Source organism: Psychromonas sp. MME1 (assembly GCF_041080865.1).
Taxonomy (GTDB): Bacteria; Pseudomonadota; Gammaproteobacteria; order Enterobacterales; family Psychromonadaceae; genus Psychromonas.
In genome coordinates this window covers 1,837,452-1,853,436 of the sequence record NZ_CP160906.1, presented here as the reverse complement: position 1 = coordinate 1,853,436, position 15,985 = coordinate 1,837,452, and the positions used below count along the sequence as shown (strand labels likewise).

The window sequence follows — 15,985 nt, the reverse complement described above, 5'->3', positions numbered from 1 at the left end:
GCACTACATTACTTTATTAACTGCGATTATTACTTAAATAATAATTATATCGTGATCGCGAATGGTTTTTTCCCTGTGTTGAAACTTGTGATTATATAAGAAAACGGCCTCTAGCGCGTTGTATAAAAAAACACCAATATAAGTGTTGCAAAGGACTAACGAATAAAATGATCAATAGACATCTATTTATAATTGCATTCATTATCAGCAGTTGTTTTTCTCTCTCTGTCGCTGCTGAGAAATTCACCATAAGCGATTTACAGTTTAAAGGTTTACAAAGGGTAACATTGGGTGCTGCTTTGTTAAGTTTACCTATTCGAGAAGGTGATACGGTTGATGATTATGATTTATCTAAGGCGGTAAAAAAGCTTTATGCCAGTGGGCACTTTGACGCAATTGAGTTATACAAAGAAGGCGATGTTCTGATATTTAAAGTGGAAGAACGTCCTACTATCAGTAATATTGATTTGGTTGATAATAATAAGTTAACTGAAGAACAGATTCTTGATTCTTTAAAAGCATCTTCAATTCAAGTGGGTGAAACATTAGATAGAACAACGCTTGCAGGTATCGCTAAAAGTCTCGAAGATTTTTACCATAGCGTTGGTAAATACAGTGCACAAGTTGATACAAAGGTGACGAATCTACCACGTAATCGAGTCTCTTTACAGTTCGTTTTTCATGAAGGATTAACAGCGAAAATCGAACAAATTAACATTGTTGGTAACACTATTTATTCTGATGAGCATCTCCTCAAACGTTTAACGTTAAGTGATTCTGGTGGTTGGTGGGACTTTTTTGCAGATGATAATTATCAAAAGCAAAAATTGGCGGGTGATTTAGAGGTCATTAAAAGTTATTACCTAGACCGTGGTTATATTCGCTTTGCTATTGATGAAGCACAAGTTGCATTAACACCAAATAGAAAAGGTGTCTATGTCACTGTCAATATTAAAGAAGGTGACATTTACAAAGTTGCTGATGTTAAATTCATTGGTAACTTATTAGGGAAAGATGATGATATTGCCTCGCTTATTCCCTTTAAAAAAGGTGATGTCTATTCCGCATCTGAAATCTCATTTGCCGAACAGAGTATCAGCAAATATTTTGGTCGTTTAGGTTATGCATACCCTGAAATAACGACCTACCCCGAAATAGATGATGAAACGAAGACCGTTGCGGTTAACTTTTCAGTTGAGCCAGGACAACGTGGTTATGTTCGCCACATCAATATTTCTGGAAATACAGTGACCAAAGATGTCGTGTTACGTCGCGAACTACGACAAATGGAAGGTGGTTGGTTATCTAGTGAAAAAATAGAGTTATCTAAAACGCGATTAAATCGCCTTGGTTTTTTCTCCAAAGTGGATATTGAAACTGAACGACTTTCCGATGATTTGGTTGATGTTGCGATTAAGGTAGAGGAGCAACCTTCAGGTTCATTTAATGCGGGGGTTGGTTTCGGGACAGAGTCTGGTTTAAGTTTGACTGCTGGTGTGCAACAAAATAACTTTCTTGGATCGGGTGATAAAGTCGCTATTGAAGCGAAAAAGAATGAATATAGCATTGGTGTTAATCTTAGCTATACGACTCCCTATCTAACCAAAGACGGTGTGAGTGGCGGCGGTCGTATTTATTACGATAAATTTACAGCTGGCGATGCTAATATTGTTGATTATACCAATACCACTTATGGTCTAAGATTGAGTTCAGGTTTCCCAGTTAATGAAACCAACCGTTTGGGCTTCAGTATTGGTTGGGAGAATAATGGTATTTCACAGTTAAAATCCTATGAGCAAATTAGTAAATTTTGGAGCATCTACAGTTCTGAATTAGATTCAGATGGAACGGTTAATTTCCAAAACTTTGATTTTACTGCAAGATGGACGAGAAACACGCTTGATAAAGGTCAGTTAGCTACGCAAGGTATGAAACATACCTTAGGGGGTAAAGTCACTATTCCAGGCTCTGATTTACAATATTTTAAAGTTAATTATGATTTTAGTAATTACCAGCGTATTACTGAAGATGGCGATTGGACAACACTAGTTCGTTTCTCTGCGGCTTATGGTAATGGCTATGGAACACATAAAGGCCAAGACCAAGTACTGCCTTTCTTTGAAAACTATTTTGTCGGTGGTTATAGAACCATACGTGGTTTTGAAAGTAATACAGTAGGACCTCGTGCTATTTATAAAGGTAGTGATGGTGGTAATAGTTCAATTGTTGCAAGTAATAGCGCTGTCGGTGGTAATGCGAAATATACGATTAGTGGAGAAATAATTTATCCGCTCCCATTCTTAGATGAAGCATATACACGCCAAGTACGTAGTAGTATTTTTGTTGATGCTGGTGAAGTATGGGATACTGAATATGACCATAGTTACTACAGTCAATTAAGTTGTTCTTATAACTGTGACTATTTAGGTGATTATTCAAAACCAGGGCGAATTCGAGTGTCAGCTGGAACGCAGTTAACTTGGATTTCACCAATGGGACCACTTATTTTTACCTTAGCAAAACCAATTAAAGAATATAAAGGCGACGTTAGTACAATTTTCTCATTCAATATAGGTGAAACTTTCTAACTTTATTTTTATCAATATAATTTGCAAATGGTAACCTTCATATTCTCGGTTATCATTTCTGACTCTTTACTTATTTTAAGGAATTACAAAATGAATATGTTTTTTAAGGCAGTGACATTAGCAGTTGCATTAACATCGGTATCAACATTCAGTGCTGCTGAAAAAGCAGACAAAATAGCGGTGGTTTTCCCGAGCAAAATTATGCAACAAACTCCTCAACGCGAAAGAATCATTAAACAGTTAGAGAAAGAGTTTAAAGGGCGCTATGAAGAGTTGCAAAAGTTAGGTAAAGAAATATCAACACTTGAAACGACCCTGAATCGTGACGCTGAAATGATGGCTGAAAGCGATTTAACGAGTATGCAACGCAACATTGAAGTGAAGGTTTCTGAATATAAATTAAAACGTAAAGCATTTGAAGAAGATAATCGTCGTCGTCAAGGTGAAGAACAGCAAAAGGCGCTTAATATGGTTCGAGATGTTATCAATGCTGTGGCAGAAAAAGAGGGATATGATCTTATTTTAAATGGTGAACAAATTGTATTTTCTAAACCTTCACTAGATATTTCCGATAAAATCATTAAAGAAATTAGCAAAAAATAGATAGGTTATTGCAATGAAATACAGTTTGCAGCAGTTAGCTGAGCTATTAAATGGTCAGCTAAATGGGGAGCCCGCATTAATGATCGGTCGCCTTGCCACCTTTGATAACGCTGGCCTAGGCGATATTACATTTGTCTCCGATAAAAAATTACTTGCTAAGCTAGAGCAATGTCAGGCTAGTGCCATTGTCCTGCCTCACGAAGCAAAAGCGTATTACCAAGGCAACGCTATCTTTATGGATAATCCCTACGTAGGCTATGCATTATTGGCTAAACTATTCGATACAACACCTAGTTTACCCATTACGATTGCAGCATCTGCGAGCATTCATCCGACGGCTGAAATTGGTGAAAATGTTGCCATTGCGGATAATGTTGTCATCGAAGCTGGTGTCAAAATTGGTGACAATTGTCAAATATCAGCAAATGTAGTGATTGCTTTAAACTCAAATATCGGGCAGCAATGCAAAATTTACCCTAATGTTACTATCTATCATGATAGTCAAATAGGTGACCGGACTTGCATTCATGCCAATAGTGTTATCGGGGCAGATGGCTTTGGCAATGCACCCCACCAAGGGAAATGGGTGAAAATACCACAAATTGGCAGAGTGATTATTGGTGACGATGTTGAAATTGGCGCTTCGACCACTGTAGATCGTGGTGCGTTATCCGATACTATTATTGCTAATGGCGTCAAAATTGATAACCAATGTCAGATCGGACATAATGTCTGTATTGGAGAAAATAGCGCAGTAGCAGGCAGTACTGGCATCGCAGGTAGTGCCAAGATAGGGAAAAATTGCATTATTGGTGGTGGCGTCGGAATGAATGGACATATTAATATTGCTGATAATGTTATTATTACTGGTAACACCATGGTTGTGCGTAGTATCGATGAACCTGGTATCTACTCCTCTGGCGTACCAGCACAAAAAAATAAAGATTGGCGTAAAACGACTGCGTATACGTTAAAAATAGACAGTTTATTCAAGCGGGTAAAAGAGCTTGAGAAAATATTCAAAGAAAAAAATAAAGGATAACAACGTGAGCAATGAGTTAAATTCGCTAGATATTAAAGAGATAATGGATCTTTTACCACACCGCTACCCCTTTTTACTGGTTGACCGAGTATTAGATTATGTACCGCGTGAAACCTTGCATGGTGTTAAAAATATCTCTTTTAATGAGCCTCAATTCCAAGGTCATTTTCCGGGAACACCGGCTTTTCCTGGTGTGATGATTGTTGAAGCATTAGCACAGGCTACAGGCATACTTGCTTTCGCAACTTTTGGTAAGCCTGCTGATAATGAACTATATTTCTTAGCATCTGTAGATAAAGTACGTTTTCGTAAACCCGTTGTTCCTGGCGATATTTTACATTTACATGTCATCTATTTAAAAGATCGCCGTGGTATGGGAAAATTTGAATGTGTCGCAAAAGTTGATGGTGAAATCGTTTGCGAAGCAATGATCATGTGTGCAAGAAGAGAAATCTAATGACAGATTCAACGGCATTAATCCACCCAACGGCGATTATTCACGAAAATGCAATAATCGGTAAAAATGTTCAAATTGGTCCCTACTCTATTATTGGCGATCGTGTTGAAATTGGTGATGATTGCTGGATCGCCCCACACGTTGTCGTAAAAGGCCCAACTAAAATGGGTAAAGGTAACAAGATATTTCAATTTGCTTCTGTGGGGGAAGATTGCCAAGATTTAAAATACAATGGCGAAGAGACTTTTTTAGAAATTGGCGATAATAACGTTTTTCGAGAAAGTTGTACCATTCACCGTGGTACTGCACAGGATCAAGGAACGACGCGCATTGGTAACAATAATTTATTAATGGCCTATGTGCATGTAGCCCACGATTGTATTCTTGGTGATAATATTATTTTATCGAATAATGCAACGCTAGCAGGGCATACCAAACTTGCGAATAATGTTATTATTGGCGGGTTATCTGCCTTACACCAATTCACTCGTGTTGGTGAATATGCAATGATTGGTGGTTGTTCAGCGGTTAACAAAGATATTCCACCCTATTTTATGGCGAGTGGAAATTATGTCCAAGCACAGGGAATTAATTCTGTTGGTCTAAAACGTCGTGGTTTTAGCAGTGCGGCGATTATGGAAATTAAACGGGCATATAAACTGCTCTGTCGCCAAGGACTTACGCTTGAGCAAGCAAAAATCGAGATTGCCGCAAAATTAGATAGCTGTCCTGAGCTAAAAGTATTATACGATTTTATTTGCGCAGAGAGTCGCGGAATTGTACGGTAAACTTGATAGTTAAAGTTATCTTAAAAGGCTCGTTGGAGCCTTTTTTTTTAACTATTAAATGAAGAAGAGTTGTATGACTAAACCATTAAGAATTGGAATAATCGCAGGTGAAGCATCTGGTGATATATTGGGCGAAGGGCTAATTAAAGCGCTAAAATGCCATTATCCTGATGCTATTTTTGAAGGTATCGCGGGCCCAAAAATGATTGCGCAAGGATGTAATGCATTATATCCACTGGAAGCTTTATCGGTGATGGGGATTGCTGAAGTACTGGGCAAGTTACGTAGTATTTTAGCTATTCGTAAAGGCATTATTAACTACTTTATTGATAACCCTCCTGATATTTTTATTGGTATTGATGCACCTGATTTTAATTTAACGGTTGAGCTTAAATTAAAGCAACGCAATATCAAAACAATTCATTATGTCAGCCCATCAGTGTGGGCGTGGAAACAGTGGCGTATCCATAAGATAGCCAAAGCCACCGACTTGGTATTGGCTTTTTTGCCCTTTGAAAAAGCCTTTTATGATAGGTTTAATGTGCCCTGTAAGTTTGTTGGTCATACCCTTGCAGACCAGCTTCCTATCCAGCCTGAAAAAAATATTGCACGGCAAAAACTCGGGCTTAATGAACAGGATAAAATATTAGCGATATTACCTGGCAGCCGTAAAGCTGAGGTGCAAATGCTTTCGCCAATATTTTTGCAAGCTGCAGCGATTATTGGAGAGCAATTCCCAGCGCTTAAGTTTATTGTGCCAATGGTCAATGCGAGACGAAAAGCGCAATTTTTATCATTGAAAGCAGACTATGCAGCTGGATTGGATATACGCGTCTTTGATGGTCAAGCCAGTGCCGTATTGCAATCGGCCGATACAGTATTACTCGCATCGGGTACTGCCGCTCTGGAAGCGATGTTAGCGAAAGCGCCGATGGTTGTTGCCTATCGAGTTAATTGGTTTACGGCGGTGATCGCGAGATTACTGGTTAAAGTTAAATTTACTTCTTTGCCTAATTTAATTGCCGATAAAGCCGTTGTGAAGGAGTTAAACCAAGAAGATTGTACAGTCGAGAACATTGTTGCAGAATTGCAGCGTTTACTAAGCGAAGATAACCAAGAATTAATCAATACATTTAGTGAGTTACACCAATTAATAAAGTGTGATGCTGATAAACAGGCGGCTCAAGCCGTTGTCGATTTATTGAAGACCCCATAGTGATGAGTAGAGATGAGCATGGCAAAATCTGAAACGTTTTACCCCGATATTATTTATCCAAATTATCAGCTGATTGCCGGTGTTGATGAAGTGGGGCGAGGACCATTAGTTGGTGACGTTGTGACTGCCGCTGTCATTTTAGATGTAAATAACCCGATTACAGGTTTAACTGATTCTAAAAAGCTGAGTGAAAAAAAACTTGCTCTACTGTTTGATCAGATCCAAGAAAAAGCGTTATCTATTTCGATAGGACGTGCCACACCCTCCGAAATCGATCAATTGAACATTCTCCATGCGACTATGTTAGCGATGCAACGAGCGGTTGATAATTTAACAATAGAGCCTGAATTTGTTTTTATTGATGGTAATCGGTGTCCACAACTTACTATGCCCTGTGAAGCGGTAGTTAAAGGTGATTTGCGCGTTGCGGAAATAAGTGCGGCGTCAATTATCGCTAAAGTCACCCGTGATAGAGAGATGGTTGAGTTAGATCGCCGTTATCCGCAATATGGTTTTGCTAAACATAAAGGTTATCCCACTAAGGCGCATTTTCAAGCATTACAAACGTATGGCGTGATTGCCGAATATAGAAAAAGTTTTAAACCCGTACAAAATATTCTTGCGACCAAATAATCTAGAGATTTTATGTCAGATAGCCTAAATAACACGACCAGTATAGAGCCTAAATTTATTCATTTGCGCGTGCACAGTGATTATTCGATGGTCGATGGTTTAAGTAAAGTTAAACCTTTGGTAAGCAAAACGGCAGCGATGAATATGCCGGCATTAGCATTAACCGATCAAATGAATTTTTGTGGTCTAGTTAAATTCTATGGTGCAGCACATGCAGCAGGTATTAAACCGATAGTTGGTACTGACTTTTGGGTGCAAAGTGAGTTAATGGAAGGTGAGCAGTTTAGTCTTACGGCATTAGCCATGGATAATGAAGGCTATAAAAATATTACCGAATTAATTTCTAAAGCTTATTTACGTGGCCATGTCGCTGGTCGCGCTATCATAGATCAAGAGTGGCTAATTGAACATAACAAAGGTGTCATTTTACTCTCTGGTGCAAAAGAGGGGGATTTAGGAAAAGCGCTGTTAAAAGGGAATAGGCAACATGCCGAAGAGATCACTCACTTTTACCTGCGCCATTTTCCGCAGCGTTACTATATCGAGCTAATTCGTACCAATCGTCTTCATGAAGAAAATTACCTTCATCATGCCATTGCTTGGGCAGAAAAATACCAATTACCCGTTGTTGCAACCAATCAAGTTGTATTTGCGGAGCAATCGCTATTTGATGCCCATGAAATTCGAGTTTGTATTAATCAAGGGTATACACTCGGTGATGATCGCCGACCTAAAGCATATAGTCCTGAGCAATACCTGCGTAGTGAAGCGGAAATGTGTGCGTTATTTGAAGATATACCAGAAGCGCTTATTAATAGTGTTGAAATAGCAAAACGTTGTAATGTTACTTTACGTTTAGGCGAATATTTTTTACCCGATTTTCCAACTGATGGAATGCCAATTAATGAATTTTTTTGCAAGGTCTCACGTGAAGGGCTAGAAGAGCGTTTAGCGTTTCTATTTGATAAAAATAGTCCTGATTTTGCTGAAATTCGTAAGCCCTATGATGAACGTTTACAAATAGAATTAGATGTTATTAATAATATGGGCTTTCCTGGCTACTTCTTGATTGTGATGGAGTTTATTCAATGGAGTAAAGATAACAATATCCCAGTTGGGCCTGGTCGAGGATCTGGTGCGGGATCATTGGTCGCCTATGCACTGAAAATAACCGATCTCGATCCGCTCGAGTTAGAGCTATTATTTGAACGATTTTTGAATCCTGAACGTGTTTCAATGCCCGACTTCGATATCGACTTCTGCATGGATAGACGTGATGAAGTTATCGATCACGTTGCTCAATTGTATGGCCGTGATGCGGTCTCACAAATTATTACCTTCGGTACAATGGCATCTAAAGCCGTTATTCGCGACGTTGGGCGTGTATTGGGTCATGCCTATGGCTTTGTCGATGGCATTTCTAAACTTATTCCCCCCACACCGGGTATGACGTTGGCAAAAGCCTTTGTAGAGGAGCCGCGTTTACAGGAACGCTATGACGGTAGTGATGATGTTAAAGAGTTAATTGATATGTGCCGAATTCTTGAAGGCACAATCCGTAATGCCGGTAAGCATGCTGGTGGGGTAGTTATTTCGCCCACGACGATCACCGATTTTGCTCCGTTATATTGTGATGAAGAGGGTAATAACCCCGTTACCCAGTTCGATAAAAATGATGTTGAATATGCCGGTCTGGTTAAGTTTGATTTCTTGGGACTGCGGACGCTCACTATTATTCAGTGGGCGCTGGATATGGCTAACGCCCATAAAAAAGCACGTGGTGAAGAGCCTATTTATATTGAGCGAATTAGCCTAACCGAACCGGCTTGCTTTGATTTATTAAAACGTTATGAAACAACGGCTGTTTTTCAACTAGAATCGCGTGGTATGAAGGATTTAATACGTCGCCTTCAACCTGACTGTTTTGAGGATATGATCGCCTTAGTTGCCCTATTTCGTCCGGGCCCCTTACAATCTGGGATGGTAGATAATTTCATCGAACGTAAACATGGTCGAGAAGTTGTCTCTTATCCCGATGAAAAATGGCAACATGAGTCACTAAAAGGTATTTTATCACCGACCTACGGCATTATCTTATACCAAGAACAAGTTATGCAAATTGCTCAGGTGCTCTCTGGTTATACGCTCGGTGGTGCGGATATGTTGCGCCGTGCAATGGGTAAGAAAAAACCGGAGGAGATGGCTAAACAGCGAGCAACCTTTGAGCAGGGCGCTATTGAAAATGGTATTGATGGTGAGCTTGCCATGAAGATCTTCGATTTAGTGGAAAAATTTGCAGGGTATGGTTTTAATAAATCGCACTCTGCTGCCTATGCATTGGTCTCCTATCAAACATTATGGATGAAGACCTTTTATCCTTCCTATTTTATGGCGGCAGTCATGTCTGCTGATATGGATAATACCGAGAAAATCGTTGTCTTGGTTGCTGAATGCCAAAGTATGGGATTAACGATCGGTCCGCCCGATGTTAATGAAGGGGTCTTTAAATTTAATGTTGATCAAGACCTGCGTATTGTCTATGGGATTGGTGCCGTAAAAGGGGTTGGTGAAGCGCCTGTCGAAGCAATCATAGAAGCGCGTGAGTCAGGCGGAAAGTTTACCGATCTTTTTGATTTTTGTAACCGTATTGACCTGAAACGTTGTAATCGACGTATTCTTGAAAAACTGATTTTGGCGGGCGCGTTAGATAAATTAGGACCGCATCGTGCTGCATTAATGGAAACACTACCCGATGCATTGCAATCGGCCATGCAGCATAAAAAAGCAGAATCTTTTGGCCAAAGCGATCTGTTTGGTGTCCTAACCACCGACAGTAATGAAGTTGCCCATAAATTTGCATCGGTTGCTAAATGGCCTGAAAAGCAGTGGCTAGCGGGTGAAAAAGAGACCCTAGGTTTATATTTAACAGGGCATCCAATCAACCAGTACGAAGCGCATTTTAGTGCATTCCATTGTACTAAGTTGGCCAATCTAGTCGCCAATCGTCGCGGTCAAAATAGCCGTGTTGCTGGTTTGATTTTAAGTATGCGCGTGATGGTGACCAAAACTGGTAAACGGATGGGCATTTTAACCTTAGACGATAAAAGTGCGCGTATGGAGATAACGGTATTTGCGGATCTTTTAGATCAATATGAAGCGTTGTTAGTAAGCGATAACGTTATCGTGATCCAAGGGCAAGTGAGCGAAGATTACTTTAATGGCGGTTTAAAGATGAATGCGCGTGAAGTGATGAGTATTGACCAAGCGCGCGAACGTTTTGCCTGTAAATTACGTTTAAAAATACATTATCAACAAGTTGGCGCTGACTTTCAAACGCAATTAAATGCCGCTTTAGAGCCTGCTATGGGGGGATTATGCCCTGTTTATATCGAGTATACTAACCAACAAGCGCAGGTTGAACTCTCTCTTGGATTAGCGTGGTCAGTGACGCCGTCGGATGATTTGTTATTCGCCTTAGCTCGTCTGCTGGGGGAAGAAAATGTCACCTTACATTTCGACCATATTGCTTAATGGATTAATGAAATTTATAAAATGAACAAGCATGATTTATTCACAACATTCAGGCAGCAATTAACTTCTTTGACTCTACAAAATGGAGGCGATTTTCACATCGCCTTAAGCGGCGGTTTAGATTCTATTGTGTTATTGCACCTTTTTTCACGTCTACGTGAACGTGATAAAAAGATCGCTGTTTTTGCCCATCATATTAATCACGGACTGAGTGAGAACGCACAATGCTGGAGTGATTTTTGTGCCGATTATTGTCGTCATTTACAAGTGGGTTTTACTCTTACGAAGGTACAATTAAATAAAAAAAATCGTATTAGTTTAGAAGCGCTTGCACGCGAAAAGCGTTATCACGCTTTGCAAAAAAACTTATCGGAACAGAGTTGTTTAGTGACCGCTCACCATCAAGATGATCAATTGGAAACGGTCTTATTAGCCCTTAAACGCGGCTCTGGTATTACTGGCTTGCAAGGTATTCAAGGAAGACAAACGTTATCATCTGGTTTTCTAATCCGTCCACTGTTGGTTTTTTCTCGCGCTCAACTAGAGGAGTATGCAAGCTTATTTCAACTGCAATGGATTGAAGATGAGAGCAATAGTAATCAAGACTTTGATCGCAATTTCATTCGTCATAGCATTACGCCACTATTAAAAGGGCGTTGGCCTAGTATTGGTAAATCGGTGGCACGCAGCGCCTTTATTTGCCAAGAGCAACAACAGATCCTTGATGAACTCGCCGCGCAGGATCACGCCGCCGTGCTGTATTCCTGTTTAAATCAGCAGGCATTAACGGTTAGTGGCTTAAAATTGTTGAGCGTTGGTCGGCGTAATAACGTGTTGCGTTTATGGTTTAAATTGCAGCAGATAGATTATCCTTCAGCAACGCAGATGCAAGCTATTTGGCAGAATGTCGTGTTGGCAAAAAACGATGCCACGCCAATTATGCAATTTAAAAACTACTCGCTGCGCCGTTATCGTGACCATATTTATCTGCTAAAAGATCAAGATATCGCGATTAATCGCAGTGAAAAAATTTACTGGCAAGGGCAATCATTACTTAGTCTTGCGAATGATCGCATTCAGCTACAGTTGGCATTTTCCGAACAATGCGAAGCTGCAGACATGGTGATTAATTGCCCTAAAGATGCGCAAATAGAGATCTGTTTTCGCTCACATTTACCAACCAATCTACGTTGTCAACCCACAGGCCGACAGGGATCCCGTAGTATTAAAAAACTGCTGCATGAATACCATGTTGCGCCTTGGTTACGCGATTTAGTACCATTTATTTTAGTAAATGGCGAGTTAGCTGCTGCGGTTGGTTTATGGCAGTGTCAGATTACTAACGAAAGTTCTGAAATTGGCCAGTTACATATCAAGCTGTTAAATGATTAGAGATAGGGGGCTAACTCCTTGGCCATAAATTCAGCAATCCAAGGTTGTGCCTGTGGCGTTGGATGTAGCCCATCTTCCATCATCCATTGTGGTTTTTGTATCACCTGTTCAAGGAAAAAGGGCAGCAATGGAATTTGATTTTTTTCACTGAGCGAAATATAAAGTGAACTAAAAGCCGTTGTGTATCGTTTACCATAGTTAGGCGGGATATGAATTTGCATTAGCAGTGGTTGCGCATTTTGTGCTTTAATGAGTTGTATCATTTTTTGCAAATTTTCCTTGACGCGTGCGACGGGAAAACCACGTAATCCATCATTAGCGCCAAGCTCAATGAGTACTGAGTCAGGGGTATGTTGAGCCAATAGAGAAGGTAAACGGGCTAAACCATTACCGGTGGTGTCGCCAGATATACTTGCATTGATTATCTTTGCTGATTTACCAAGGGGTTGTAGTTGTTTATCTAACAATACAGGCCAACTTTCTTCACTGGACATTCTATAACCTGCACTTAAACTGTCTCCAACGATGAGTAAGGTCGTACTATTTACCATCGCTGAAAAGAGAAAAACAATAATACCAAGGGAAACTTTTGCCATGTCATCATCCATTATCAAAGTGAGTTCATTAAGTAAATCGGTCATTTCTAATGCCAGTGAATTATCTATATTAAACGATATCTCCTTTGAAGTCTTCGCTAATGAGAGTGTCGCTATTATTGGTACATCTGGTGCGGGTAAATCAACATTGATGACATTGCTATCTGGATTAGATACACCAACCTGTGGTGATGTTGAATTGCTTGGCGAGAACCTATCACAATTAGATGATGAGCAGCGTGCTAAAATCCGCAGTGAATCACTCGGTTTTGTGTTTCAAAATTTTTTATTGATCCCATCCCTAACGGCTCTTGAAAATGTCACGCTTCCAGCCATCTTACGCGGGCAAGGTGAAGATCGCCAAAGAGCACAGCAGCTTCTTGATTCCGTCGGTTTAACCGGTCGAGCAACCCATTTACCCGCACAGTTATCCGGTGGTGAACAGCAAAGGGTTGCCTTGGCGCGCGCATTTATGACGCAACCAAAAATTCTTTTTGCTGACGAACCTACGGGTAATTTAGACCAAAAAACGGCAGAGCAGATCATCGAGCTATTATTCGCCATGAATCGCAATCATGGCACAACGCTCGTGTTAATTACCCATGATCCCGCTTTGGCGCAGCGCTGCGATCGTATTTTGACAATCCACGCAGGTCAATTGTTGCAGGAGTCAAAGAATGGGTAACGTCATATCGGGTAAAAAAATGGTGCTACGTTGGAGTTTGCGGGAAATCTATCATGGACAGCTTTGGCCTGTCTTTGCCGCCCTCACTTTAATTGTCGCCTGTGTCGTTGCATTATCCGCATTAGCGTTACGTGTTGAAGGCGTTATGACAAACCATAGTCGCGCAATGCTTGCTGCAGATCTTGTATTTCATTCGGATACTCCAGCACCGCCATTATTACTAGAAAGTGCGCATCAGCTCAATTTAAACAGTTCAATACAAACCCGTTTTCAAACCATGGCCTTTAGTGATGAAGAGATGCAGTTGGTGAGTGTACAAGCGGTACAATTGAATTATCCATTGCGTGGCGAGTTAATACTAGCGGATGAGAATCAGGCAGTACACGAACAGGTTCAGCCAGGTGAATTATGGCTTTCAGAGCGGCTTTTTTCACTATTATCTGTCGCTGTAGGAGACCAACTTGACATTGGTGATGCGCAGTTCGTCATCTCTGGTAAGGTTGTTGAACAACCGGAACTTTCCTTTAATCCTTTTCGTGCGTTACCTAATGTTTTCATCCATCAAGATGATCTAACGAGAACCGGTGCGCTGCAAGTAGGTAGTCGTGTTCAATATCGTACTTTCTTTAGTGGAGAGGAGAGTGACTTAGCGCGCTTACAAGAAAATTACACCTTGCAACCATCACAACGTTGGCGCAGTGAAAATGCGCAAGGGCGGAGTGCCGATTTGATTGTTAAAGCGAAGCAGTATTTATCGTTAACGATCGTGATGGTTATTTTAATGGCCGCGGTAACACTTGTTTTAACGTGTTTGCATTATGCCGATAGCCGAACTGAAATGGTCGCCATGTTAAAAAGCATGGGGGCGAGTAAAACGTGGTTATCCGCTTGGTTATTAACGCAAATTGGTGTGATATTTATAAGTAGTTTACTGTTAGGGAGTTTGTTCGGCTTTATATTGGAGATCTTATTACGTCTTCCGTTAACGGATGTATTGCCGGCGGAGTTACCAAGTTATGGTTATTTACCTTTTTTGCTAGCTGCTAGCGTTGCTTTGTTAATCGCACTACCGTCACTGGGTATTCCCCTTTTGCGGTTACTAGATACTCCGGCGATTGCGGTATTGCAGGGGAAAAAAAGTCTATCATCGAGTAAAGGGCGTTGGCTTGTTATCTTTCCGATTGCTGCTTTTATACTCTATTATGGAAATAATACGCTTGTATGGATGATTTTTGGGGCATTAATTACTCTGTTTTTGCTACTGGCATTGTGTAGTTATGGTCTTTTATATCTGCTTCATCAACGTCAATGGAATGCAGCGATGACATTGGCCTTAAGTCGAATTAGAAGATCGCCCAAACAGAGCATGATGCAGTTAGCTGCACTATCTGGTTCATTGATGTTAGTAGCGATTATTTGGTTGTTACGCCATGATCTGCTTGGAGATTGGCAACAAACGATGCCTGTTGATGCGCCTAACGTCTTTGCTATTAATATTGCACCAACTGAATATCGCGACTATTTACAACTGTTAGATGATAATAATGTTGCGCGATCTGCTGCCTACCCGATTGTCCGTGGACGGTTAACACAAATTAATGGTGTTGATATTAAACAGGCCGTGAGGCAAGAGCAGCAAAATTTCAATGTATTAAAACGAGAAATTAATTTTACTTGGGCGGAGCAGCTGCCTTCCTATAATGAAGTGGTTGCTGGGCAGTGGAGCGTTAAAAATGGTGTTTCGATTGAGCAAAGTGTTGCGCAGAATTTAGATATTAATCTCGGTGATAAATTAACCTTTACGGTGAATAGTCAAACTATTATGGCAAGTGTTAATGCTATTCGAACGGTGCAATGGCAAAGTATGAAACCAAATTTTTATTTTATATTTACACCGGATATTTTACATGATCTACCTGCCACCTGGTTACTTAGTTTTCATATTGGCGAGCAGCAAAATACCTTATTAAATCAGCTTGGACGTGATTATCCCACGGTTAGCCTGCTAAATTTCCGTGTTATAGGGGAAAAAATACAATCATTATTAGCGCAAATTAGTTGGTCATTAACGGTGTTAGCAGCCCTAGGAGTGATCAGTGGTATATTACTTATTTTTACTTTGTTACGGCTAAGTCTGCAGCAACGTAGTCAAGAAGTTCTACTATATCGCACCTTGGGGGCGAGTCGAAAATATATTCGTCAAACTTTGCTAAGTGAATACGGCTTGATGGCGCTTTCAGCTGGCGTGATTGCTGCATTAGGTGCTGAAATAGTCATTTATAGTTTAATGAAATGGGGATTTCAATTAACACCGAGTTTGCATCTCAGTTTATGGTTTGCAGTACCCGCTATTGCCGTTATGATTGTCTTTATTAGTTTAAGCCGTGTAATTAGAAAGTTATTACGAACATGACAGTAGTGAACGCTAAAGGAGTTGCCAAATTATTGACAACT

At 40.4% G+C, this 15,985-nt stretch carries 12 protein-coding genes; 11 read left to right on the top strand and 1 reads right to left on the bottom strand.

What is annotated here, in order from left to right; translation table 11 throughout:
- Window positions 1-167: 167 nt before the first annotated feature.
- The 9 genes from bamA (at window position 168) to tilS (ending at window position 12,250) form a co-directional block, all read left to right on the top strand.
- Complete coding sequence (gene bamA, locus AB2N10_RS08385; protein ID WP_369433691.1) at window positions 168-2,588, top strand: outer membrane protein assembly factor BamA; 2,421 nt, start codon at window positions 168-170, stop codon at window positions 2,586-2,588.
- Between the two features lie 90 nt (window positions 2,589-2,678).
- The gene (locus AB2N10_RS08380; protein WP_369433690.1) at window positions 2,679-3,191 is read left to right on the top strand and encodes an OmpH family outer membrane protein; all 513 of its coding nucleotides are present in this window, start codon (window positions 2,679-2,681) and stop codon (window positions 3,189-3,191) included.
- A gap of 13 nt (window positions 3,192-3,204) precedes the next feature.
- A complete protein-coding gene (gene lpxD, locus AB2N10_RS08375; RefSeq protein ID WP_354624136.1) occupies window positions 3,205-4,233 on the top strand; it encodes a UDP-3-O-(3-hydroxymyristoyl)glucosamine N-acyltransferase in 1,029 nt (342 codons plus the stop codon).
- A gap of 4 nt (window positions 4,234-4,237) precedes the next feature.
- Window positions 4,238-4,690, top strand: a complete 453-nt coding sequence (gene fabZ, locus AB2N10_RS08370) for a 3-hydroxyacyl-ACP dehydratase FabZ (protein WP_369433689.1) — start codon at window positions 4,238-4,240, stop codon at window positions 4,688-4,690.
- Window positions 4,690-5,478, top strand: a complete 789-nt coding sequence (gene lpxA / locus AB2N10_RS08365) for an acyl-ACP--UDP-N-acetylglucosamine O-acyltransferase (protein ID WP_354624138.1) — start codon at window positions 4,690-4,692, stop codon at window positions 5,476-5,478. The genes fabZ and lpxA overlap by 1 nt, the downstream gene beginning before the upstream one ends.
- A gap of 73 nt (window positions 5,479-5,551) precedes the next feature.
- Entirely contained in the window at window positions 5,552-6,694 is a 1,143-nt protein-coding gene (gene lpxB, locus AB2N10_RS08360; RefSeq protein WP_354624139.1) for a lipid-A-disaccharide synthase, read from the top strand.
- Window positions 6,695-6,712: 18 nt separating this feature from the next.
- The gene (gene rnhB, locus AB2N10_RS08355) at window positions 6,713-7,327 is read left to right on the top strand and encodes a ribonuclease HII (RefSeq protein WP_354624140.1); all 615 of its coding nucleotides are present in this window, start codon (window positions 6,713-6,715) and stop codon (window positions 7,325-7,327) included.
- Window positions 7,328-7,339: 12 nt separating this feature from the next.
- The gene (gene dnaE / locus AB2N10_RS08350; RefSeq protein ID WP_354624141.1) at window positions 7,340-10,858 is read left to right on the top strand and encodes a DNA polymerase III subunit alpha; all 3,519 of its coding nucleotides are present in this window, start codon (window positions 7,340-7,342) and stop codon (window positions 10,856-10,858) included.
- A 21-nt stretch (window positions 10,859-10,879) separates the two neighbouring features.
- A complete protein-coding gene (tilS, locus tag AB2N10_RS08345; protein ID WP_369433688.1) occupies window positions 10,880-12,250 on the top strand; it encodes a tRNA lysidine(34) synthetase TilS in 1,371 nt (456 codons plus the stop codon).
- Here the strand turns inward: tilS and tesA are convergent.
- A complete protein-coding gene (tesA, locus tag AB2N10_RS08340; protein ID WP_354624143.1) occupies window positions 12,247-12,846 on the bottom strand; it encodes a multifunctional acyl-CoA thioesterase I/protease I/lysophospholipase L1 in 600 nt (199 codons plus the stop codon). The genes tilS and tesA overlap by 4 nt on opposite strands.
- Between tesA and AB2N10_RS08335 the strand changes: the two genes are divergently transcribed.
- Window positions 12,845-13,531, top strand: coding sequence for an ABC transporter ATP-binding protein (locus AB2N10_RS08335; RefSeq protein ID WP_354624144.1), 687 nt, complete (start codon window positions 12,845-12,847; stop codon window positions 13,529-13,531). The two genes, tesA and AB2N10_RS08335, sit on opposite strands and share 2 nt — an antisense overlap.
- A complete protein-coding gene (locus tag AB2N10_RS08330) occupies window positions 13,524-15,944 on the top strand; it encodes an ABC transporter permease (protein WP_369433687.1) in 2,421 nt (806 codons plus the stop codon). The genes AB2N10_RS08335 and AB2N10_RS08330 overlap by 8 nt, the downstream gene beginning before the upstream one ends.
- The last annotated feature ends 41 nt before the right edge of the window (window positions 15,945-15,985 follow it).